Genomic DNA, 21,141 nt, shown 5'->3' with positions numbered 1-21,141 from the left:
ATGTCAAGGCAATGCTTGATGCTCAGCAAATTAAGGGCATTATTCCCCACCGCTACCCCTTTTTGCTCATCGACCGGGTGACAGAAGTAGAAGAAGGGAAGCGGGCTGCGGGTTATAAAAACGTCACAGCAAATGAAGAATTTTTCAACGGGCATTTTCCAAATTACCCAGTTATGCCGGGTGTTTTAATTGTAGAAGCGCTGGCGCAAATGGGGGCTGTTGCCCTTTTGATGAAGGAAGAGAACCGCGGAAGACTTGCGTTTTTCGCAGGAATTGACAGCTGCCGCTTCAAAAAACAAGTCAAACCGGGCGACCAGCTTCATCTGGAGCTTGAAGTCATCCGTTTCCGCGGCTCGATCGGCAAAGGAAAAGGAGTCGCAACAGTAGACGGGGAAATCGTTTGTGAAGCAGAGCTGATGTTTTCGCTCGGAGAAAAACAGGAATAATCCGAACAGATGGGTTTTTGGATGAACCCATTTGTTTTTTTATTATGAAGCAGAGAGGGTGATCCTTGTATGTGGAAAGATTTCAAAAGCTTTGCGGTCCAGGGAAATGTGATCGATCTTGCCATCGGGGTGATTATCGGAGGCGCTTTTGGAAAAATCGTGACCTCGCTCGTCAATGACATTATATTGCCCCTCTTCGGCCTTGTGCTCGGGGGTCTGGACTTTTCAGCGCTCTCCTTTACATTCGGCGATGCCCAAATCAAGTACGGGATGTTCATTCAGACAATCGTCAACTTCTTTATCATTTCATTCTCAATTTTTATTTTTGTCCGGTATTTGTCTAAACTGAAGAAGAAGAAAGAAATTCAGGAGGAAAAAGAAGCCGGGCCTGATCCTCAGGAAGAACTTCTCAAAGAGATTCGCGACCTGTTAAAAAAGCGCGTGAACCATTCATAAAAAAAGGCTGTCGCTTTTACAGGACAGCCTTTTCTATATATTTTGCTTGAACGCTGCAAGAAGCTGATCCCCGGTATACCCTTCTTTGATCAACCCTTCTAAAATCTTGTCGGAATCCTTCCTCAGCTTGGAACTCACCATTTTTCCGTTCATTAAAACGGAGACATGCTCTCCGAGGACCGTAATGTTTTTTACTTTTGCCAAAAGCTGGGCGGGCCGGTTGCTTTTCTTTGTAATTGTTACGAACGCCTTCACTTCTTTGCCTTCTTGCAAAAGGTATTCAAAAAAATATCGATACTCTTTGGAGACAAGCCCTTCCACCATCCAATGGTTTTCTCCGTCTTCCTTGTTAATGATCAGGCCGTCGATCAGGGGGAACTCCTCAAGCCGTTTTGCCGAATCATCCTGGCGCACGATTTTCAAATCAATAAGCCTAAAGGTTTTCACTGCTATCACCTCACAAGCTTCAATAGTTGTAACACCATTATAGCATAATCAGGTTAAAAGCCTGTAAACGCTGTTTGTTTTGTTTACTAGTATAATACTAACATTTTTAAATTTTGAAAAAAGTATTTTATCGTACTTTGTTTTTCATTATACTTTAGAGTACATCGAACAGGGGGTGACATATGAACCGATTTTACTTAAAGGAAGTACTTGTAATCAGCGGCAATCCGGAGGCTGACCGCAGACGGTATAAGCTGATGATCCGTTTTTCATCCGACAGCGCCGGAAAATGCGATATCGATGTGGACTATGACGAAAGTATTGTATTTCGCTATGAAACAAAGGATAAAATGGAGATTTACGAATTCCAATTAACATTCAAAGAAAAAGAACTGTCATTCAGGCTGTTCGCCTGGGACGGAGGCTCATACGTCCGCTTATATTCAGAGCGGTGGCTGGCATCTCCTGTTTTTTTTCAGTTTTTAAAAAATACATATTTCTCTAATCAAAAAGACATGATGTTTTTGATGATTAGGAGGAAAAGCCATAAATTATAATGGTAAATTACTTTTTTCAGAATATTTTCTCTTTATCCGCATTTTTCTTCCCCGGGCTTCTCTTATAAACTGGTGATATCGCTGATGAAGGGAGGAACGGAATGTTTAACCACATCATGCTGGTCGGGCGTTTAACGAAGGACCCGGAGCTTCGGTATACATCTGACGGTGTCCCTGTTGCCAATATCACACTGGCCGTCAGCAGGCATTTCAAAAATGCCGCGGGCGACATTGAAACGGATTTCATCAATTGCACGCTGTGGAGAAAAACGGCTGAAAACACAGCCGATTACTGCAGAAAAGGTTCAATCGTCGGATTGAACGGCAGACTTCAAACGCGCAGCTATGTAAATTCAGAAGGGAACCGCGTCTTTATAACAGAAGTCGTCGCCCGCTCCGTTCATTTTTTGGGCGGGAAACCCCGCGAGCCCGCAGATGTCTGAAGAATGAACGATTCCCGTCTCAAGCCTCTTTCCTATATAAAATCAATCAATTCCCCATTTTCTCCTCAAATAGCCGGTCTTTGAGACCGGTTTTTTTACGCCGTCAAAAAAAAGACAAATTTAAATTGACTCGGGAATTTGCCGTATGTATAATGTAAGCGAATACACAACAAATGACCAGTATTTGCACAAATGTGCAAAGTGTAAAGGGTGATCATATGGAAATAAGAGATGATAATCGCCTCTTAGTCAAAATTTGCAAAATGTACTATGAAGAGGATTTGACACAAAGCCAGATTGCAAAGGCAACGGGAATATACAGAACAACCGTCGGACGGATGCTGAAGAAGGCGCGGGAAGAAGGCATCGTGAAAATTACGATCGATGATCATGTCGGGGTCTACTACGATTTGGAACGAGAGCTTGAACAGCTTCTCGGGCTTAAAGAGGTGTATATATGCGAGACAAAACCGCAGCAGACGGCGGAGGAGAAGAAGAAAAGCGTCGGGAGAGCGGGTGCCGATATTTTAAAACGCGTCATTAAAGACGGGGATACGGTCGGTTTTGCCTGGGGCACGACGATGGCGGGCATGATCGGAGAGTTTCACGGCGTCAGACAGCGCAGCGCTTCTTTCGTACCGCTTGTCGGCGGTCCCGGAACGATGGATACAAAATATCACGTCAACAGCATCGTATACAGCATTGCCAGCGATTTTGGCGGAACCCCCCATTTTATCGATGCGGCAGCGGTTGTTGAGAAAAAAGAAACAAAGGACGAGATCGTGAAGTCCCACTACTTTCAAAAAATCGAACGTCTCTGGAAAGACTTGACGGTGGCAGCCGTCGGAATCGGAGCGCCGTTTAGTTCGTCGAACATGATCTGGACCGGCTTTTACGGTGACCGCGATATGGAGCGGTTGAAAGAAAAACATGCCGTCGGAGATATCTGTTCCCGATTTTTTGACCGTTCCGGAACATTAGTAGATACAGAGATTAATGACAGAACGATCGCGATTGACATCAACCGCCTGAAGGATCTTAAATATTCCATCGGCCTTGCCGAATCGCGGGAAAAGGTCCCGTCGATTATCGCAGCCGCCAAAGGGCAATACATAAATATTTTAGTGACGACTGCCGAAACAGCCAGCGAAATTGCCGCGGAGGTGAAAAAGGAAATATGATCATTTATTTTATCATCGCACTCGGGATAGCCTGGCTTCTACAAAGCGTATTGGGCTTTTGGCAAATCAGGCACTTCAATCAAAAGTTCGCGGAATACAGGCGGCTCGGACGGGTGGCTGTCGGGAGACGGACCGGGCTGTTCAGAGCCGGAACGGTCGTTTTATTTGTCATTGATAAACGAAACAAAATCATTCAGGCATCCAAAATGCAAGGGGTGACAGTTTTTTCAAGAATCAGGCCTTTAAAAGGCTTTGAAGGAAAATTTCTGCCTAAAATCGGTCAGGCTGACCTTGCCCCGCATGACCGTCTGACCAGGCTGGCGATCCAAGACGCGTTAAAAACGTTCAGCATCGTCACTAAAGGAGGTGATGTTCCGCCGAAGAAATCGCTGCTTCAAAGGCTTTTGACTACGAAAAGAAGAGGTGAAATATGAAAAGTGTAACATGGCTTGCAGAAAAATTTATGGATTTGTTCAGACATGGCGGAGAAGTATTTGTCGGCATGCTTACAGACATTGTCCCTTTATTGATCATGCTGCTTGTCGCCATGAATGCAATGATCCGCCTGATCGGTGAAAAAAGAGTGGAAGCGCTTGCGAAAAAATCGGGAAAAAACCCGCTGACGCGATATGTTGTTTTGCCTGTCATCGGAACGTTTATGCTGGCTAACCCGATGACGCTGTCACTCGGAAAGTTTCTTCCCGAAAAGTATAAACCGAGCTATTATGCCGCAGCTTCTTATTCCTGCCACACCCATAACGGGCTGTTCCCCCATGTGAATCCCGGAGAGCTGTTTGTTTTTCTTGGGATCGCCGCAGGCATCACGACATTGGGGTATGAAACGACAGAGCTGGCCCTCCGCTACTTTTTAGTCGGTATTTTGACGAATTTTCTCAGGGGCTGGGTGACGGATTTCACGACGGCTTATGTGGCGAAACAGCAGGGCGTTAAATTGAAGGATGCGGTTGACCTTAAATAAGAAAGGCGGTTTACAGATGAGTTCCTATCGTTCGGTAGTAGTTTCAAAAGGGCCGGGAGGATTTGGCGGGCCGCTTTTGATCACCCCAGATGAACAGAAAAATAAAATCGTTTATGTAACGGGGGGAAACAAGCCGGAGTTTGCCGATGACTTGGCAGAGCTGACCGGATGTACGCTTGTCGACGGTTTTAAAACGACGGTGCCGGAAAAGGAAATGGCGGCCGTGATCATCGATTGCGGCGGGACGCTGAGATGCGGACTATACCCGCAAAAACGGATTCCGACCATCAATGTGATGGCCACCGGAAAAAGCGGACCGCTCGCTGCCCATATCACGGAAGATATTTATGTTTCAGGCGTAAAAAAAGAGAATATCAAACTGTACGAGGCTGAAGAGGAGCCTGAACAGTCCAATATTCTAACAGATCATCAGATTAATGATAAACAAAACCATTATAGCACAGAGAAAAAAATTAGTGAACAGCAGGCGCCAAAAGGCGTCATGGCGAAAATCGGCATGGCGATGGGATCGGTGGTCAGCGTGTTTTATCAGGCCGGCCGGGAAGCGGTTGAAACCGTTATCAAAACGATTCTTCCGTTCATGGCATTTGTCGCATTGTTAATCGGCATCATTAAAGAGTCGGGAATCGGAGATCTTTTCGCCAAATTTTTGTCTCCTTTTGCAGGCTCTCTGCCCGGACTGCTATTAATCTCGCTTGTTTGTTCTTTTCCGCTCCTGTCCCCGTTTCTCGGACCGGGCGCCGTGATCGCCCAGGTTGTCGGGTCGCTGATCGGCGTTGAGATCGGAAAAGGAAACATTCCGCCGAATTTGGCCCTGCCGGCGTTGTTCGCCATCAATTCGCAGGCGGCCGCCGACTTTGTTCCCGTCGGTCTAGGCCTTGCTGAAGCAGAGGTCGAAACCGTCGAAGTCGGTGTGCCGTCGGTACTGTATTCCCGGTTTTTAACGGGAGCGCCGACTGTTTTCATTGCCTGGCTGGCAAGCTTTGGACTGTACGACAGCTAAGGAGGGGGAAAAAGCATGTCCATGCTTTATGAAACGAAAATCACAAAAAAAGGAGCGCTTGCATCCGCTTTCCAAGATGAAAGCATGCTGATTTTATTCGGCGACGGTGCGCCTGACGAATTAAGAGACTATTGTTTGTCGATTGATATACAGCCTGTTGAAGGCGAATTCAGGGAAGGCGATCAGCTTCTGCTTGGCGGCGAGTCTTACAAAGTCACCGCAGTCGGGGAAGCCGTGGTGCAGAATCTGGCCAATCTGGGACATATTACGCTCAAATTTGACGGATCGCGTTCCGCCGAGCTGCCTGGAACGCTGTATCTTGAACAGAAAGAACTGCCCGAAGTTTTGGCCGGAGACCGGATTCAAATTAAGAGATCTTGATAAGGAGCGAGTACGATATGAACATAAATGAAGGGAAAACGGCGTTGATTTGCGGCGGAGGACAAAGCCTTGGGGAAGCGCTGTCCCACCGCATGGCCGAAGCTGGATATACGGTTGCAGTTGCAGATATCAACGGTGAAAAGGCTAAAAAAACCGCTGATCAGGCCGCTGAAAAGTACGGTAAACAGTCGTTGGCGATTCAAGCCGATTTTACGAAGGAAGACGATGTCAAACGAATGATTGAAAACGTCTGTGCACAATTTGGCAAAATCGATGTGATGGTATACAGCGCAGGTATCGCCAAAAGCAATAAAATTACGGACTTTCAATTGGAAGATTGGGAGAAGACCATCGATGTCAACCTGACCGGATACTTTCTGTGCGCAAAGGAAACGGCAAAAGTTATGATCGGGCAGGGCAAAGGATCCATTATCCAAATCAATTCGAAATCCGGTAAAGTCGGCAGCAAGCATAACACGGCATATTCAGCCTCAAAGTTCGGCGGCGTCGGCTTAACCCAAAGCCTTGCGCTCGATCTTGCCGAGCACAATATACGCGTGAATAGCATTATGCCGGGGAACCTATTGAAATCGCCGATGTTTCAAAGCTTAATTCCGCAGTACGCGAAAAAGCTCGGCATTCCCGAAAATGAAGTGGAGCGCGTCTATACTGAGAAGGTTCCGCTGAAGCGCGGCTGTACGTACGACGATATCGCCAACGCGGTTTTATTTTACGCATCTGATCAGGCGTCCTATATGACGGGCCAATCGATCAATGTGACCGGAGGACAAGTCATGCATTAAAAACGGAGGGGATTCTAAAACGAAATGAAAATGCTCGTCGATTCTGCAAATTTATCCGAGATAGAAAGATTGTTAGACTCGTTTCCCGTTGACGGCGTTACTACTAATCCCGCGCTCATTGCCGGGGAAAAGCGTCCTTTTAAACAGCAGATCCAGGAAATACGTCGCCTTCTTCCCGATCAATTGCCGCTTCATGCCCAAATAATTGCCAAAGACAGCTCGGGCATGGTGAGCCAGGCAAGGGATTTGTACCATTGGCTGGACGGAAACGCATGGATCAAGATTCCGGTCACAAAGGAAGGATTAAAGGCGATTGAACAGCTATCGAGAGAAAATATCCGCGTCACCGGAACAGCGGTTTATACGGCTCTCCAAGCCGTGCTTGCAGCTAAGGCGGGAGCGGATTATGTTGCGCCATATGTGAGCCGCATCGACAACGAGTTCGGCGATGGACCAGGAACAGTCAAAACGATTGTTGATTTGTTCAGTGCTTACAGTTTCGGCTGCAAGGTGCTTGCGGCAAGCTTTAAACATAACAGCCAAATTCTGGACGTAATGGAGGCGGGAAGCCATGAAGCGACGATCGGTCCGGCGCTGTACGGGCGCTTGGCCGACCATCCTGCTTGCGGCCGGGATATTGAGGCGTTTCGCGAAACATGGCAATCTCAATACGGAACATTTTCTCTTTAACCGAAAGAGCCTGCATGCCGATGGCATACAGGCTCTTTTTTTACTTAACTTCGCTTAATTATTATTGATTTATTAACGTTTATTAGCTTATAATTACTTAATATAAAGGAATTTTACTTAAAAAAAGGAATGATGACGTGTACCAGGAGGAAAGGTTAATTTCCATCATCGACTATTTGAAGGAGCATAAACGGATTTCAGTCGACCAGATTTGTTCTTTGCTCCATGTATCAAGAGACACCGCCAGGCGTGATCTTGTCAAGCTGAAGGAGCGGGGCGTGATCATCCGGACAAGGGGAGGCGCCATTTTGCCGACGAACCATGATGAGATTAAAGATTATTCAGGAAGACTGAATATCGTGTCTGAAGAAAAGAACATGATCGGAAAGGCGGCTGCTTCGTTAATCAGGGAAGGCGACCGCGTGATTTTTGACGCTTCCACAACAGTTCAGGCGTGCGCCGAGCACCTGCCGGATCTGAACTGCACGATCATTACCAACTCGATAAACCAGGCGGAGGTGCTTTCATCACGAAAGGGAGTTGACATTCATCTGCTCGGCGGAAAGCTGCAAAAAGAGCACCGTTTTTTATACGGTGCTTCGGTGATCGAAAAGCTGTCCAGCTATCATGTTGATAAAGCATTAATCGGAGTTGTGGGGGTTTCTGAACACGGGCTTTCGATTGCCCATGAAGAGGATGGAATGGTCAAACGGAAAATCATATCCCAGGCGGAACAGGTTATCGCGCTTGCGGATCACTCCAAAATCGGAAGGACGGACTTTTTTCAGTATGCTGAATTGAGCGACATTGATCTTCTGATAACAGACCGGCTGCCGGATAAGGAATTCCAAAGGCTGCTCGATCAACACGGAGTAGAACTGCTTTTGGCAGAATAAGAAGGGACTTAAGGGGGAATACAGCTGATGAGAATGATTGCCCTGGATTTGGACGGGACGCTGTTAAACAGTGAAAGCAAGGTCACAAAAGCAAGTATAGATGCGATAAAGGAAGCACAGGCAAACGGAATTGAAGTAGTGATTGCCACAGGGAGAGCCTCATTTGACGTTCGGGAGATTTTTCGGTCCACCGGTATCAAAACGTGGATTATCAGCGCCAACGGAGCGGTGATTCACGATCCGGAGGGACGCCTGTACCACTCCGTTTCGATCGATCGGGAAAAAGCGAAAGGTATTCTTCGGTGGCTTGAAGAAGAGAATTACTATTATGAGGTGTTCAGCGATGACGCGATCTTTACCCCGCAAAACGGGAGAGAGCTCCTTGATATCGAACTGGACCGCCTGAGAAGTGCCAATCCGGCTGCCGACCTGTCAAAGCTTGAGCTCGCCGCCAGCCAACAGCTCAGCCAAAACGGGTATGCGTATATCCGCTCTTACCGCGAGCTGTTTGAAGCGGATGAAGATATAAACGTATACAACATATTAGCTTTTTCTTTTCATAAAGAAAAGCTTCAAAAGGGCTGGAAACGCTTTGAAAAGGAAAAAGGCCTAACGCTTGTCACCTCAGCCGAACACAACTTTGAGCTTGAGCATATTGACGCTTCGAAGGGGCTTGCTTTAGAAAAACTGTCGCAAAATCTCGGTATTCCGCTTTCGGAAACCGCTGCCGCCGGTGACAGCCAGAACGATTATTCCATGCTGAAAATCGTGGGAAAAAGCTTCGCAATGGGCAATGCCCGCGAGGATATTAAGGAGATGGCTGATGAGGTGGCGCCTGCAAATGATGAAAACGGCGTTGCCCATATTCTGCGGCATTTTATTGATCAAAAAAAGGTTTAAAAATGTGTTAACTCGCACACCCTTTTCATATCGGCGTGATGCCGGCGCACACCCGGCAGCGTAACGATAAGGGCTGCGATTAACAAGCGGATTGAATGTTTAATCCGCAGGCTGCCGGCTATACCGGCAGCCTTTATTTGTTTCAAAAGCACGAAAAAAGATGAACACCTTCCGCGCGTTCATCTTTTTTAGCGTTCATTTAAAAAAGAAAGTATTTTTGGCCGAGCGGCACGCGGCTGACCGGCTGGCAGGACAATTCTTTCCCGTCCGCGTACACCTGATATGTCGCCGGATCGATTTCGATTTTCGGCAGCGCGCTGTTCCATTTCATGTCCATTTTGCTGAGCTGTCGAATGCCGCGGGCCGGGGAGATCATTTTCTCAAGCCCCAATGCTTTATGCACTCCGCAGTCAATGGCAGCCTGAGACATGAATGTAATGGATGTGGAGCGGTTCGCTTTGCCGTACGAAGCATACATCTGACGCATTAGAACGGGTTCGGGAGTCGGGATGGAGGCGTTCGGATCGCCCATTTGCGCCCGTGCAATCATTCCGCCTTTTAAAACGAGCTCCGGTTTTACGCCGAAAAACATCGGATCCCATAAGACGAGGTCGGCCAATTTGCCTTTCTCGATTGAACCGACTTCATGGCTGATCCCATGAGTAATGGCTGGGTTGACGGTGTATTTTGCGATATAGCGTTTTGCGCGCACATTATCATTTCCGTTTACCCCAGTTAAAGCGCCGCGCTGCTTTTTCATTTTGTCTGCCGTCTGCCATGTACGAATGATGACTTCTCCGATTCGGCCCATCGCCTGCGAGTCGGAGGATGTCATGCTGATGGCGCCGATGTCATGCAGAATGTCCTCTGCCGCTATCGTAGCCGCTCTGATTCTCGAATGGCTGAATGCGACGTCTTCGGGGACCTTGGCATCGAGGTGGTGGCAAACCATCATCATATCCAAATGTTCATCCATTGTATTGACGGTATACGGAATCGTCGGAGTCGTAGAAGACGGCAGGATATTTGCATAAGAGGCGAGTTTCATAATATCAGGGGCATGTCCTCCGCCGGCGCCTTCAATATGATAAGTATGAATGACACGGTCGCCTATCGCTTCAAGCGTGTTTTCGAGAAATCCCGCTTCATTAATCGTGTCCGTATGAATCGCCACTTGAATGTCCGCTTCTTCCGCAACATCCATACACGTTTGAATCGCTCTCGGCGTCGTACCCCAGTCTTCGTGAAGCTTGAGCCCGATCGCGCCCGCTTCCACCTGCTCGATCAGCGGCGCTTTGTCCGAAGCATTGCCTTTCGCCGTAAAACCGACATTAACCGGGAACTCTTCGGCGGCTTCCAGCATTCTCTGCATATACCAGACTCCCGAAGTACAAGTCGTTGCTTTGCTGCCTGTTGCAGGGCCTGTCCCGCCGCCGATTAGCGTCGTCACTCCCGACGACAGCGCGACTTCCATTGCTGAGGACAAATGAAATGGACGTGGGTGTCGACTCCGCCGGCTGTCAAAATTTTTCCTTCACCGGAGATGACTTCTGTTCCGGCTCCTATGATCATATGCGGATCTACTTGATCCATGATGTCCGGATTTCCGCTTTTTCCGATTCCTGCGATTCGGCCGTCTTTGATGCCGACATCGGCTTTCACGATTCCCGAATAATCAAGCACGACAACGTTTGTGATCACAAGATCAAGCGCGCCGTCTTTTGCGGTGATTCGGCCATTTTGTCCCATACCGTCGCGAATCGTTTTTCCTCCGCCAAAAATCATTTCTTCCCCGTAAACAGTGAAATCTCTTTCGACTTCGATCCAAAGATCGGTATCCCCGAGCCTGATTTTATCGCCTGTCGTCGGTCCGAACAGCTCAGCGTATCGTTTTCTCGTGATTTTCACCGCTTAACCCCCTCTATCCAGCCGGCTTCCTTAAGCTGATTCAATGCTTTTTCTTTGCCTCTTTCATCAAGCAATGTCTCTGTCATGCCGTTTAATCCGCGGACTGTCCTGCGGCCTCCCAGCTCAACCAGTGAAACGGTTTTTTCTTCCCCGGGTTCAAACCGGATAGAGGTGCCTGACGGAATATCAAGCCGCATCCCTAAAGCCGCTGCTCTGTCAAACGCCAACGCGCGGTTGGCTTCCGCAAAATGAAAATGCGATCCGACTTGAATCGAGCGCGTCCCTGTATTTTTCACGGTAATCTCTTTAGTTGCCCGCCCTTCGTTAATCGAAATCATGCCATCCGCAACTTGGATTGCTCCCGGCTTCATTGGTTCACCCCCTGAGAAATCGGCTGATGAACCGTGACAAGCTTAACGCCGTCAGGAAATGTCGCTTCGACTTGAATGCTTTCAAGCATTTCGGGAACGCCTTCCATCAGGTCGTCAGCCGCAAGGACGTGCCGGCCCGCTTCCATCAGTTCGGCTACGCTTTTCCCTTCGCGCGCACCTTCCATTATAAAGCAGGTCAAAATGGCTACAGCTTCCGGATAATTCAGGAGCACGCCCCGTTTCTTTCTTTGTTTTGCAAGCTCCCCGGCAGCAAAAATAAGCAGCTTTTCTTGTTCGACCGGTGTTAGTTTCATCCTTTCTCCTCCTTTTGTGCAAATTGAAATGAAAAAGAAATGGACAGGATCTCCCGGTACCACCCCCTTTAAAGATCAAAAATATGTAAACATATAAATGTTCATGTCATAAATTAACAAGTTCATGTAATTATTATATAATTAACGGAAATATTTTTTAAAGAATATTTCTAAAATTCAGTTAATGGTTTGTGACAAATTTCAAAACTTAGGGAGGAACTACACTGCTTCAACAGTAACGTTACTGTGCCGGGGTAACACTGTGTGATGTATCGGCGTTTCGTTCCTTTTCAGACAAAAGCAGCGATACCCGGCATCGGGTTACCGACAGCGATTTTGTCGCCGTAGGGCGGGAAGTTGCCAGTCTTTTGAAAATAAAAAACAGCCGCCCTCTTAGGCGGCTGTTTTTGGAGTCACCCCGACATTGCGGATGCGCTTAATGTAAACAGTTCTTCGAGTTCTTCTTCGGAAAGCTCGGTAATCCAGTTTTCGCTTTGAATGATCTGGTCGTTCAGCGATTGCTTTGATTCGAGCATGCGGTCGATTTTTTCTTCGATCGTTCCGGTTGTTATGAGCTTATGGACATGCACAAATCGTTTTTGGCCGATCCGGTATGCACGGTCTGTCGCCTGGTTTTCAACGGCCGGATTCCACCATCTGTCATAATGGATGACATGATTGGCTGCGGTGAGATTCAGGCCTGTTCCTCCCGCCTTCAAGGACAAGATCAGAAAAGGGAATTCCTTATTTTGAAATTGCTCGACCATCTTGTCGCGTTCAAGCTTTGATAAGCTTCCGTTTAAAAACTTGACCGGTTCGCCGAATGACGTTTCGAGCAGCCGCTTCATCATCTCGCCCATTCCGATATACTGGGTGAAAATCAGGCAGCTTTCATCCCGGTCGCGGATCGTTTTCGTCAGCTCGAGCAGTTTTTCCAGCTTGGCTGATCTGCCGTCTAGGAGTTCCGTTTCCATTTCTTTTAGATAGAGGGCCGGATGGTCGCAAATTTGTTTTAATTTGCCGAGCATGCTGAGGATCAGCGCTTTCCGCTGCATTCCGGCGAGAGTCGACATGTGCTCAAACGTGTCTTTTACAAGCTGCTCGTAAAGGGAAGCCTGCTCTGCAGAAAGCGGAACGAATTCCTTTTCCTCCTGTTTATCGGGAAGGTTGAGGGCGACTTCCTGATCCTGCTTTGTCCGTCTTAATAAAAACGGCTTAATGAGCTGTTGAAGCTGTTCAATCCGCTTTTCATCGCGGTCTTTTTCGATCGGCAGGACGAAGCGCTTATGAAAGCTTCCGAGGCTTCCGAGGAAGCCTTTGTTCATAAAGTCATAAATCGACCACAGCTCTGTCAGGCGGTTTTCCATCGGAGTCCCGCTTAGCGCGATATGGTGAATCCCTTTCAGTTTTCTGATCGAGCGTGATTGCTTCGTATGCGCGTTTTTAATATTTTGCGCTTCATCAAGGCAAATACAGTTCCACGTCACGCCTCTGAGATCGTCAAAATCGGATTGGGCGAGGCCGTATGACGTCAGCACGATATCGGTGTCTTTGTAGCGCTCCTGAAAAGCTTCTCCCCTCGGGCGCTTTGGTCCGTAATGGAGCGCTGCCGATAACTCGGGGGCAAAGGACTGAAGCTCGCGCTGCCAGTTCCCGAGCACCGAAGTCGGCGCGATGATCAGCGACGGCGTTTTTTGCCCTTTTTCTTTTAAATAAGAAAAGTACGCGATCATCTGAATCGTTTTCCCGAGCCCCATATCGTCTGCCAGGCAGGCGCCGAAGCCGCATTTGCGAAGGAAAAGCAGCCAGTTCAGCCCGTCTTTCTGATACGCTCTGAGCGTGCCTTTAAAATGTTTGCTGACGGGGTATGAAGGGAGCTCATCACGATTGTTCAGCTTCCTAATCATGTTTTTCAGCTGGTAGGATAATTCAAACTGCACTTCGCTGAAAGCGGACGTATCAAACAGGTCGTCTTCTTTCTGTTCCGAGCCGCGGTCCGTCAGCTCGCGGGCAAGAATGTCTGACATGTGAAGTCCTTCGGTTTCGGCGCGTTCCATCAGCTTTTTCATTTGTTTGATAAAGTTCGGATCGATTTTGATCCATTGGCCGCGGATGTTGACGAGCCGCCTTTTATTCGCGACAAGCTGGTTAAACTCCTCTTCCGAAAGCTCAATACCGTTTGTCGCAAACCGCCAGTTAAAGTCCATGAGAGCGTTTATCCCGACGAAAGATTCGCCCCTCGGGGCTGATGAAACTTTCGCTTTCAAAAGCATATTGCTGTCTTTGACGATCTGCCACCAGGACGGCAGCAGGATTTCGATCCCCATGCTGACGAGTGTTTCGCTCGCTTCCGACAAGAAGATCCATGCTTCTTCTTCAGAAAGCAGCGTTGTGCCTGAGTCGATCGAAAGCCATGGGACGGTTTGGCGGAAGCGGTCCTGTTCGCGGGCGATTCGATCGGCATATGCGCGCCACGATTTTTTCAGCCCTTTCAAGCCGTCGAAAAACTGGATGTCCCCGCTTTTTTTATCGCGTAAAAACAATTCGATTTTCCAATCATCACCGTCAAAATCGGGCTCGTTTAATCTGAGTCCGACGGTGAACGGGACGGGGTTTTCAATCCAGCCGATCGTTTCAAGAAAATCCTCTTCATCAAGAAAATGTCCCTTAAATGAGGTGACGGCGGGGGAATGTTCAACGATCCTCTCCCATTTTGCCTTCAGTTCTCCGTTATAATCGATGTAGTCGTCGACTGCCCGGGAAAACCATTCGGCCGTATAACCTTCCAAAAAGCCTTCTTTGTCTTTCCAGCGCAGCATTCCCTTTTTCCACGCTCCATAATCGGGGACAAAATCCTGATCCAGGATAAATTCGTAAATCGTTGAAGCTGTTTTCATCAAAGGCTCTGTTTCCTCAGTCAGCAAAATATCACTAAAGGAATTAAACGAGTTTTTGCCGAGAAATTCAGCAGCCATCCAGGGAGATAGAAGCACGGCCGGTTTTTCCAGGCCTGCATCCTCCAGAAAAGTGCCGTAAAAGGATGATTCGTGCCATTGAAATAAATGCCTTTCCATCTGGCTGTGCGTGAGCTGCTGATGGTCCTTGTCATAGCAGGATAAAATGAATGTATAGTCTTCGGACTGTTCGACATGTATCACGATTTCTTTAAGACTCGCCATCGATCAACTTTCCTTTCTTTAGCTCCTCCTGGAATGCCCGCAGCCTTTTGTGGCGGGCTGTCAGCTGTTCCATGTAGCGCTTCCAGACATCTTGTTTTTTCATCTTATTATAAAGAGTGCGCAGCTTTTTCAAGCAGCGGACGGCTTCTTTATATGCGCTGCGGTTCCGCTGTTCAATCAAGCCGGAAATTTCCCTGTGGTAGGAAGGAACAAGCGCCTCGGGAACCTCTGCTGCGATGTCCTTCAACGCATTCTGACCGATTTCCTCGATTGAAAAGCCGACGAGGCTGTGAATTTCCATCCACTCGATAAACCGTTTCCTGCTGTATAGAAATTGGCTGTATTCTGTAAATGTGTACGGCAGGCACTTTTTGCAGTACCTTTCATATAATTGCTCATCGTTCGCGTTTTTGCTGTAGTTGTCGAGAAACAGGAAGAATTCGCTCAAGGCGTCGCGGATTTCCCGGTAAGGTCTATCAAGCTTTGAGAAGCCTTCGACAATCCCTTCCATCCGTTCATACCATTTTTTCAGGCGCTTCCAATCCTTTTTGGCTGTCATGACGCTGAGCCACTGAAACGTATAAGGCAGAATGTCAGGAGAAAAAGTTCCGGCTTTTTCAAAGATGGCCTCGTCGTTTTTCAGCAGGAATTCAAGGTGAAGCCGGGCAAACTGAATTTCGGGAGTGTCAGGCAGTCCGTGCAAAACGTCAAGTTCCCGCTTCAGCCATTTCGGCCGGGACAGAAGGGCGCTCCAAATCTCCCCGAATATCCGAAGTCTTTCATATTGAAAAATGTCTTTCTTGAGCAGGAGTTCGCGAACGGCGCCTGGCGTTTTTTCTAAAAACGGATCGAGCGAAAAAGAGAGCGCATACGTTTTCAGCTCATCAATCGAGCTGTAAATCGTGTCCATCAGCTGTTCGATATAAGGGTTGAGCGAATAAAAATCTTTTTCCGGATCGATGCGCATGTTTTCGATCAGCGTATGCATCGCAAGCCATGTCGCAAGGGCTGCATGGATCTGGTACATTTTTTTCAGCTCCGGTTCAGACGGCGTCCGCTTTTTTAGCGCTGAAAAATAGCCGTAGTAAAGGTATTGCATCGTTTGCTGGCCTTTCGGCGTCCGCTGTTCCCAATGCCTGAATTCCGATTCGAAAAAACGTTTCCAGTTTTCGAACGTTGGCCGCACGTTTTCAGGGCTGAGCCGAAGCTGGTTTAACAAAAGCCGCTGATCAAAGGATTGGCGCTGTTCTTTCCAATATTCCGTAAAAGTTCCCAATCGTTCATATTGTGCATATAAATATAAGTAAACGGCAAGGATGTGGCGGCAGATTTTTTTTGCCGGGCATGAACAACTGCTTTTTTTGACGTCGGACAGATCGATTGTCACTTTCACCGGCACGACGTCCTGTACGTAGGCTGCCGCCGTATGCCCGCTGAGCGGTTTGACCCGATAGACCGAATCCTGCCTGTATAAAATAAGGGCTTTTTTTAGAAGCTGAATGTTATCTTCATCGTGCGGAAGCACATGCTTAAACTGTTCAGCGGCTTCCATTACAACTGTTTTTGAGATCATTTCCTGAAGCATGTCTATCGCTCCTAACCGAATGACTTTTAAAAAGTTTCCAATCTCTCTATTATAGCTTAATCCGCTGATGCAAAAAAGATTTTCTCTGGAAAAGGACATAAAAACGGACAGCTGTCGAATAATGTAATAGACTATGGCAAATCGATACTTAACAGCATATAATCTGAATATAACGCAAAAATGAGTATGATTTCATGGAAGCTGAAAGGAAAAAGGTATGGATGATAAGGAATTGAATCAGGAAGAGTTTTTGAAAATTCTCATGCACGCTTATGACATTGGCGAAAAGTCGCATGACATTACGACAAAAGAATTGCTTGAAGATCTGATTGTTCATATCAAAAATGGTTATACAACGTAAAAAGCCGCAAACTCTGTTTGGCGGCTTTTTCGTTCAGCAAAAACAGCCCCATTCCTGCAAAAACCGCTATGTTACATCATATAAAGACCCTCCATCCCCGGAATCTCCCGCTATTTGTCAGGATTCATTTCTTTCAGAACCGCGATAAATATGTATAATCAAGGTAAAGGTGAAATTTGCTGAAAATTTAAATAAATGAAAGAAGCTTAGGGGGGCTCTTATGCGGGACAAGCTCGGCTTTAAAGACGTGTTCTTCGTTTTGAAAAAAAGGTGCGCGATCATCATTCTGATCACGATGGCGGCGGCTGCATCGAGCGCCGCAGTCAATTATTTTCTGCTCACACCGATCTACCAGGCAACCGCCCAAATCCTCGTCAATGGCCGCCAAACCTCAAATTTTGCCGACATTCAGACCAATCTTGAACTCATCAATACGTATAACGTCATCATGAAAAGCCCTGTCATTTTGAATAAAGTGAAAGATGATCTCGGCCTTCGCGAAACGGCGGACGAACTCAAGAATAAAATGACCGTTGTCAGCGAAAACGAATCACAGATTGTCAGTATTTCCGCGACTGACAAGGATTATTCCAAAGCGGCCGCCATCGCAAATACAGTCGCTTCCGTTTTTCAAAGAGACATTCAAGACATCATGAACGATAAAGCCGAGGTCACCATCGTCACAAAAGCCGTACCGTACGGTTCACCTGCGCCTGTCAGCCCGAACAAAACATTCAATATCGCTGTCTTCACGATGTTTGGATTGCTGTTTGGAGCCGGGCTCGCCTTTATTCTTGAGCTTTTGAACAACACGGTGAAAAACGAGGGTGACGTTGAAAATAGGCTGGAACTTCCCGTATTGGGGAACATTTTATTCACGAAGCCGAAAAAAGGACAGGCCGTCAGCCGGATGAACGGTACGGTCGGAAAAGGTCAGGCGCTTTGACCGCTTTACGGGAGGTTTGGTTATGATTGATATTCACTGCCATATTCTTGCGGCCCTTGATGACGGGGCAGGGTGTATGGACGACAGTCTTGAAATGGCGAAACAAGCCGTTTCTCAGGGAATAGACACCGTCATTGCCACCCCGCACCACAGAATCGGCATATGCGAAAATCCAAAAGAGGCGGTCCTCGCCCGCATGACAGCATTGAAGACAAGGCTCAGGCAGGAAAGCATTCCGCTGACCATCCTGCCTGGCCAGGAAATCCGCTTATACGGCGAAATAAAAGATGACCTCGAACGCGGCAGGCTGCTAAGTCTCTCCGGAACAAAATATGTGCTGATCGAGCTTCCTTATCACCATGTGCCGCGCTATGCAGAAAAGCTGATGTTTGATCTTCTGCTGAACGGATTCATCCCGGTCATCGCCCACCCTGAGCGGAATATGGAAATAATGGAAAACCCCGACCGTTTATATCGGCTCGTCAAAACAGGCGCATGCGTCCAGATTACTTGCTCAAGTCTGACCGGGCATTTCGGGAGAAACGTCAAAAAGCTGGCCCGCCGCTTCATCGAAGCCAATCTCGTCCACTTCATCGCATCGGATGCACATAATGTAAAGGTTCGCTCCTTCTTTTTTGACGTATTGGAAAACGAATATGGCCCTGATTTTTTGAGTATGTTTATAGAAAATGCCGGGCTTCTTATCAAAAACCGTGATATTCATAAGATTACGCCGCTACCGGTCAAAAAGAAAAAGCTCTTGGGTCTGCTCTAAAGCGTTGCATCAACCGGCATATATACAGACAGAGGAGGAGCACCATGAACATTTCCATCGTTGGCACCGGGTATGTCGGTCTTGTGACAGGCGCCTGCCTGTCGGACATCGGCCACTATGTTACATGTATCGATATCGATGAACAAAAGGTCGGGCTGTTGAGAAAAGGGTTATCGCCGATTTATGAACCTGGGCTCCAGGATTTGATCCGGAGGAACCTCGCCCGCCGCAGACTCGCCTTTGAAACGGATTTTAAAAAAGGCATTTCAGGGGCTGATATTATATTTATTGCGGTCGGCACTCCGCAAAAGGAAAACGGCCAGGCCGACCTCCGATATATTGAGAGTGCGGCTGTAATGATCGGCCGCCATGTAAAGCGGGACTGCCTCGTGGTCACGAAAAGCACCGTCCCCGTGGGCACGAGCGAATGGATTTCAAACATCATTAAACGCTACGCAAGGAATCGTGTGCAAATATCGGCTGCATCCAATCCCGAATTTTTGCGGGAGGGCTCAGCGATTTATGATACGTTTCACGGAGACCGGATCGTGATCGGCGCCGAGAATGAACAAACGGCCGCTATTCTCGAACAAGTCTTTGCTCCTTTTGGCATTCCTGTTTTTAAAACGGATATCAGAAGTGCAGAGATGATTAAATATGCATCAAACGCCTTTCTTGCCACGAAAATCAGCTTTATAAACGAAATTTCGAATATTTGCGAGAAGGTCGGCGCAGATATTGAGTCTGTCGCATACGGAATGGGACAGGACAAAAGAATCGGCCACCGGTTTCTAAAAGCCGGCATCGGCTACGGCGGCTCTTGTTTTCCGAAAGATACGAACGCCCTTGTCCAAATTGCCGGCCATGTGGAGCACGATTTCGAACTGCTCAAGTCTGTGATCAAGGTGAACAATGAGCAGCCGATCCTGTTGGTCGAGAAAGCGGAAAGGCGGCTCGGAGGCTTGAAAGACAAAGTGATTTCTCTGCTTGGCCTTTCCTTTAAACCGAATACTGACGATATGAGGGAGGCTCCGTCAATCGTCATTGCCGAAGCGCTTGCCGAAAGGGGAGCGAAGATGAAAGCGTTCGACCCGATTGCGGCTGAAAATGCAAAACGGGTCTTAGCAGAAGGCGTTCAATATGCGGAGACGATTGAAGAAGCGGTAAAACGCTCTGATGCGGTGATGATTTTGACAGACTGGGAAGACATAAAAGCATTCCCTTTAGCATCCTACAGAGAGCTGATGGATGCCCCGATCATTTTTGACGGGCGAAACTGCCACGAATTGCGGGAAGCGATAGAAGCCGGTGTTGAATACCATTCCGTCGGCAGGCGGCAAGTTGTCCCCGTTCATATGCAGGCGGCGCATCTTTTACAGCAGTGGAATGACAATCCCGCCGTATGCGAACGCTGCTGCGATTAAGAACGCCGGATGAACGCGGAATTTTGTCAAGGCGATCAAAGAGACCAATGCGATTGCAAGCGCTTGGATCAAGCCGATGGAATAAATCGCATCACCGCCGATTTCCCATGTCAACAACAGCATCATAACGGCGAGCACGGGCTGGACGGACAGCGTCATTCCTTTTACCGCATCTGACTTTCGGAAGCGGCGGATCAGTTTAAGCAATAAAATAAGAGCGATTGCTGAAGGCAGCACGGTCGCTATCAGAGCGACGATTATTCCGGGCCATCCCAATACGCTGTAGCCGACATATGCGGCAATTTTCGTGGCGATCGGGCCGGGCAAAGCGTTCGCAAGCGCCAGCATGTTGGAAAATTCATCTTTTGAAAGCCAATGAAAATGGCGGACGACCTCTTCAAAATTAAGGGGAATCGAAGCGGGACCGCCGCCGTACCCGAGCAGGTTTGCGATAAAAAACGCCCAAAACAAGTACAATGCGATCATGAAGCAGACACTCCTTTATCCTTTCGCTCTGCGGCCTTTCGTTTCAATTTAAAATGGAAAGCGCCGTAAGCCAGAAACACCGTGACGACGATGCCCGAATGAATCGAAAACACCTGAAGACCCAAAAATGCAATAATGAAAAAAAGGACGCCGGTGACGATTCCGAAGCCTTTCAGCGCTTTTTGGCCAAATTCGTATGCCATCTGCCCTAGCATCACGGCGATGACCGGGGTAACAGCGCCGATCATGCCGTTTACGACCTTCGAATGGCTGAGCACGTTGACTGCAGCAAACAGCATGGCCATCGCTGTGCAAGTCGGCAAAATGTGCGCCGCTGTCGCCACGACGGCCCCGGGAATACTTTTTATTTTATACCCTAAGTACGCCGACATCTTTGTTGCGATCGGCCCTGGCAGCGCATTGGCAAGCGCCAGGATTTCTCCGAATTCACCATCATCGATCCATTTGAATTTTGTAACGGCTTCATGGCGGATCAGCGGAATAACGGAAGGTCCGCCGCCGAACCCCAATATCCCGGCCCTCATCATCGCGATGATCAGTTCGCGGTAAGGATGCTTCATGTCACTTC

General features: G+C 47.9%; 24 protein-coding genes and 1 pseudogene. 17 read left to right on the top strand and 8 right to left on the bottom strand.

From position 1 onward, the window contains the following. The first annotated feature begins 11 nt into the window (after positions 1-11). On the top strand, positions 12-446 hold the full coding sequence (fabZ, locus tag V7126_RS06595) for a 3-hydroxyacyl-ACP dehydratase FabZ (protein ID WP_175075826.1): 435 nt from the start codon (positions 12-14) through the stop codon (positions 444-446). 69 nt (positions 447-515) lie between these two features. Then, a complete protein-coding gene (mscL, locus tag V7126_RS06590) occupies positions 516-902 on the top strand; it encodes a large conductance mechanosensitive channel protein MscL (protein ID WP_175075825.1) in 387 nt (128 codons plus the stop codon). Positions 903-935: 33 nt separating this feature from the next. Here mscL and V7126_RS06585 read toward each other — a convergent pair whose 3' ends face one another. Continuing rightward, the gene (locus V7126_RS06585; protein WP_046130156.1) at positions 936-1,349 is read right to left on the bottom strand and encodes a YwpF-like family protein; all 414 of its coding nucleotides are present in this window, start codon (positions 1,347-1,349) and stop codon (positions 936-938) included. A 182-nt stretch (positions 1,350-1,531) separates the two neighbouring features. Between V7126_RS06585 and V7126_RS06580 the strand changes: the two genes are divergently transcribed. The 11 genes from V7126_RS06580 to V7126_RS06530 all read left to right on the top strand — a co-directional run bounded on the left by V7126_RS06580 (position 1,532) and on the right by V7126_RS06530 (position 9,203). Continuing rightward, a complete protein-coding gene (locus tag V7126_RS06580; RefSeq protein WP_175075824.1) occupies positions 1,532-1,906 on the top strand; it encodes a hypothetical protein in 375 nt (124 codons plus the stop codon). Positions 1,907-2,007: 101 nt separating this feature from the next. Then, the gene (locus V7126_RS06575; protein WP_046130154.1) at positions 2,008-2,349 is read left to right on the top strand and encodes a single-stranded DNA-binding protein; all 342 of its coding nucleotides are present in this window, start codon (positions 2,008-2,010) and stop codon (positions 2,347-2,349) included. A gap of 218 nt (positions 2,350-2,567) precedes the next feature. Further along, entirely contained in the window at positions 2,568-3,530 is a 963-nt protein-coding gene (locus tag V7126_RS06570; RefSeq protein WP_175075823.1) for a sugar-binding transcriptional regulator, read from the top strand. Beyond that, positions 3,527-3,964, top strand: a complete 438-nt coding sequence (locus tag V7126_RS06565) for a transcriptional regulator GutM (RefSeq protein WP_046130152.1) — start codon at positions 3,527-3,529, stop codon at positions 3,962-3,964. Before V7126_RS06570 ends, V7126_RS06565 begins: the two co-directional genes overlap by 4 nt. Continuing rightward, positions 3,961-4,509 carry a PTS glucitol/sorbitol transporter subunit IIC gene (gene srlA / locus V7126_RS06560; protein WP_046130151.1) on the top strand — a complete coding sequence of 183 codons (549 nt, stop codon included), beginning with the start codon at positions 3,961-3,963 and terminating at the stop codon, positions 4,507-4,509. Before V7126_RS06565 ends, srlA begins: the two co-directional genes overlap by 4 nt. A 16-nt stretch (positions 4,510-4,525) precedes the next feature. Further along, positions 4,526-5,533, top strand: coding sequence for a PTS glucitol/sorbitol transporter subunit IIB (gene srlE / locus V7126_RS06555; protein WP_046130150.1), 1,008 nt, complete (start codon positions 4,526-4,528; stop codon positions 5,531-5,533). A 15-nt stretch (positions 5,534-5,548) separates the two neighbouring features. Then, positions 5,549-5,914: a PTS glucitol/sorbitol transporter subunit IIA gene (locus V7126_RS06550; RefSeq protein WP_046130149.1), complete on the top strand. Its 366-nt coding sequence runs from the start codon at positions 5,549-5,551 to the stop codon at positions 5,912-5,914. 17 nt (positions 5,915-5,931) lie between these two features. Next, entirely contained in the window at positions 5,932-6,717 is a 786-nt protein-coding gene (gene srlD / locus V7126_RS06545; RefSeq protein ID WP_046130148.1) for a sorbitol-6-phosphate dehydrogenase, read from the top strand. A 24-nt stretch (positions 6,718-6,741) separates the two neighbouring features. After that, positions 6,742-7,407 carry a transaldolase family protein gene (locus V7126_RS06540; RefSeq protein ID WP_175075822.1) on the top strand — a complete coding sequence of 222 codons (666 nt, stop codon included), beginning with the start codon at positions 6,742-6,744 and terminating at the stop codon, positions 7,405-7,407. Positions 7,408-7,544: 137 nt separating this feature from the next. Then, positions 7,545-8,303 carry a DeoR/GlpR family DNA-binding transcription regulator gene (locus V7126_RS06535; protein ID WP_046130147.1) on the top strand — a complete coding sequence of 253 codons (759 nt, stop codon included), beginning with the start codon at positions 7,545-7,547 and terminating at the stop codon, positions 8,301-8,303. A 27-nt stretch (positions 8,304-8,330) separates the two neighbouring features. Further along, positions 8,331-9,203 carry a Cof-type HAD-IIB family hydrolase gene (locus V7126_RS06530; protein WP_046130146.1) on the top strand — a complete coding sequence of 291 codons (873 nt, stop codon included), beginning with the start codon at positions 8,331-8,333 and terminating at the stop codon, positions 9,201-9,203. Positions 9,204-9,402: 199 nt separating this feature from the next. Here the strand turns inward: V7126_RS06530 and ureC are convergent. From ureC to V7126_RS06505, 5 genes and pseudogenes are all read right to left on the bottom strand, one after another. After that, a pseudogene (ureC, locus tag V7126_RS06525) lies at positions 9,403-11,111 on the bottom strand (urease subunit alpha). Beyond that, on the bottom strand, positions 11,108-11,482 hold the full coding sequence (gene ureB / locus V7126_RS06520) for an urease subunit beta (protein WP_175075821.1): 375 nt from the start codon (positions 11,480-11,482) through the stop codon (positions 11,108-11,110). Before ureB ends, ureC begins: the two are co-directional and overlap by 4 nt. Then, positions 11,479-11,796, bottom strand: coding sequence for an urease subunit gamma (ureA, locus tag V7126_RS06515; protein WP_046130144.1), 318 nt, complete (start codon positions 11,794-11,796; stop codon positions 11,479-11,481). The genes ureB and ureA overlap by 4 nt, the downstream gene beginning before the upstream one ends. Before the next feature lie 413 nt (positions 11,797-12,209). After that, positions 12,210-14,975 (bottom strand): DEAD/DEAH box helicase, encoded by a 2,766-nt coding sequence (locus V7126_RS06510; protein ID WP_175075820.1) that lies wholly within the window; start codon positions 14,973-14,975, stop codon positions 12,210-12,212. Continuing rightward, positions 14,962-16,560: an SWIM zinc finger family protein gene (locus tag V7126_RS06505; protein WP_175075819.1), complete on the bottom strand. Its 1,599-nt coding sequence runs from the start codon at positions 16,558-16,560 to the stop codon at positions 14,962-14,964. Before V7126_RS06505 ends, V7126_RS06510 begins: the two co-directional genes overlap by 14 nt. A gap of 217 nt (positions 16,561-16,777) precedes the next feature. On the opposite strand from V7126_RS06505, the gene V7126_RS06500 reads away from it, so the two are divergent. The 4 genes from V7126_RS06500 to V7126_RS06485 all read left to right on the top strand — a co-directional run bounded on the left by V7126_RS06500 (position 16,778) and on the right by V7126_RS06485 (position 20,066). Continuing rightward, positions 16,778-16,921 (top strand): hypothetical protein, encoded by a 144-nt coding sequence (locus V7126_RS06500; protein WP_175075818.1) that lies wholly within the window; start codon positions 16,778-16,780, stop codon positions 16,919-16,921. A gap of 220 nt (positions 16,922-17,141) precedes the next feature. After that, positions 17,142-17,867, top strand: a complete 726-nt coding sequence (locus V7126_RS06495) for a YveK family protein (RefSeq protein WP_046130141.1) — start codon at positions 17,142-17,144, stop codon at positions 17,865-17,867. Between the two features lie 22 nt (positions 17,868-17,889). After that, on the top strand, positions 17,890-18,642 hold the full coding sequence (locus tag V7126_RS06490) for a tyrosine-protein phosphatase (protein ID WP_046130140.1): 753 nt from the start codon (positions 17,890-17,892) through the stop codon (positions 18,640-18,642). 44 nt (positions 18,643-18,686) lie between these two features. Beyond that, the gene (locus V7126_RS06485) at positions 18,687-20,066 is read left to right on the top strand and encodes a UDP-glucose dehydrogenase family protein (protein WP_175075817.1); all 1,380 of its coding nucleotides are present in this window, start codon (positions 18,687-18,689) and stop codon (positions 20,064-20,066) included. Here the strand turns inward: V7126_RS06485 and V7126_RS06480 are convergent. Both V7126_RS06480 and V7126_RS06475 read right to left on the bottom strand, forming a co-directional pair. Beyond that, positions 20,016-20,552: a chromate transporter gene (locus V7126_RS06480; protein WP_046130138.1), complete on the bottom strand. Its 537-nt coding sequence runs from the start codon at positions 20,550-20,552 to the stop codon at positions 20,016-20,018. The genes V7126_RS06485 and V7126_RS06480 overlap by 51 nt on opposite strands. Beyond that, positions 20,549-21,133, bottom strand: a complete 585-nt coding sequence (locus V7126_RS06475; RefSeq protein WP_175075816.1) for a chromate transporter — start codon at positions 21,131-21,133, stop codon at positions 20,549-20,551. The genes V7126_RS06480 and V7126_RS06475 overlap by 4 nt, the downstream gene beginning before the upstream one ends. Positions 21,134-21,141 lie beyond the last annotated feature (8 nt).

It is taken from the genome of Bacillus sp. JJ675 (assembly GCF_036963165.1).
In the GTDB taxonomy this organism is placed as follows: domain Bacteria; phylum Bacillota; class Bacilli; order Bacillales; family Bacillaceae; genus Bacillus; species Bacillus glycinifermentans.
The sequence above is the reverse complement of the archived record's forward strand: the minus strand, read 5'-3'. Positions and strand labels throughout refer to the sequence as shown.

Bases quoted from the DNA above. Each gene is read 5' to 3' on its own strand.
- fabZ (WP_175075826.1), top strand. From the start codon at position 12: ATGCTTGATGCTCAGCAAATTAAGGGCATTATTCCCCACCGCTACCCC.
- mscL (WP_175075825.1), top strand. From the start codon at position 516: ATGTGGAAAGATTTCAAAAGCTTTGCGGTCCAGGGAAATGTGATCGAT.
- V7126_RS06580 (WP_175075824.1), top strand. From the start codon at position 1,532: ATGAACCGATTTTACTTAAAGGAAGTACTTGTAATCAGCGGCAATCCG.
- V7126_RS06575 (WP_046130154.1), top strand. From the start codon at position 2,008: ATGTTTAACCACATCATGCTGGTCGGGCGTTTAACGAAGGACCCGGAG.
- V7126_RS06570 (WP_175075823.1), top strand. From the start codon at position 2,568: ATGGAAATAAGAGATGATAATCGCCTCTTAGTCAAAATTTGCAAAATG.
- V7126_RS06565 (WP_046130152.1), top strand. From the start codon at position 3,527: ATGATCATTTATTTTATCATCGCACTCGGGATAGCCTGGCTTCTACAA.
- srlA (WP_046130151.1), top strand. From the start codon at position 3,961: ATGAAAAGTGTAACATGGCTTGCAGAAAAATTTATGGATTTGTTCAGA.
- srlE (WP_046130150.1), top strand. From the start codon at position 4,526: ATGAGTTCCTATCGTTCGGTAGTAGTTTCAAAAGGGCCGGGAGGATTT.
- V7126_RS06550 (WP_046130149.1), top strand. From the start codon at position 5,549: ATGTCCATGCTTTATGAAACGAAAATCACAAAAAAAGGAGCGCTTGCA.
- srlD (WP_046130148.1), top strand. From the start codon at position 5,932: ATGAACATAAATGAAGGGAAAACGGCGTTGATTTGCGGCGGAGGACAA.
- V7126_RS06540 (WP_175075822.1), top strand. From the start codon at position 6,742: ATGAAAATGCTCGTCGATTCTGCAAATTTATCCGAGATAGAAAGATTG.
- V7126_RS06530 (WP_046130146.1), top strand. From the start codon at position 8,331: ATGAGAATGATTGCCCTGGATTTGGACGGGACGCTGTTAAACAGTGAA.
- ureB (WP_175075821.1), bottom strand. From the start codon at position 11,482: ATGAAGCCGGGAGCAATCCAAGTTGCGGATGGCATGATTTCGATTAAC.
- ureA (WP_046130144.1), bottom strand. From the start codon at position 11,796: ATGAAACTAACACCGGTCGAACAAGAAAAGCTGCTTATTTTTGCTGCC.
- V7126_RS06510 (WP_175075820.1), bottom strand. From the start codon at position 14,975: ATGGCGAGTCTTAAAGAAATCGTGATACATGTCGAACAGTCCGAAGAC.
- V7126_RS06505 (WP_175075819.1), bottom strand. From the start codon at position 16,560: ATGCTTCAGGAAATGATCTCAAAAACAGTTGTAATGGAAGCCGCTGAA.
- V7126_RS06500 (WP_175075818.1), top strand. From the start codon at position 16,778: ATGGATGATAAGGAATTGAATCAGGAAGAGTTTTTGAAAATTCTCATG.
- V7126_RS06495 (WP_046130141.1), top strand. From the start codon at position 17,142: ATGCGGGACAAGCTCGGCTTTAAAGACGTGTTCTTCGTTTTGAAAAAA.
- V7126_RS06490 (WP_046130140.1), top strand. From the start codon at position 17,890: ATGATTGATATTCACTGCCATATTCTTGCGGCCCTTGATGACGGGGCA.
- V7126_RS06485 (WP_175075817.1), top strand. From the start codon at position 18,687: ATGAACATTTCCATCGTTGGCACCGGGTATGTCGGTCTTGTGACAGGC.
- V7126_RS06480 (WP_046130138.1), bottom strand. From the start codon at position 20,552: ATGATCGCATTGTACTTGTTTTGGGCGTTTTTTATCGCAAACCTGCTC.
- V7126_RS06475 (WP_175075816.1), bottom strand. From the start codon at position 21,133: ATGAAGCATCCTTACCGCGAACTGATCATCGCGATGATGAGGGCCGGG.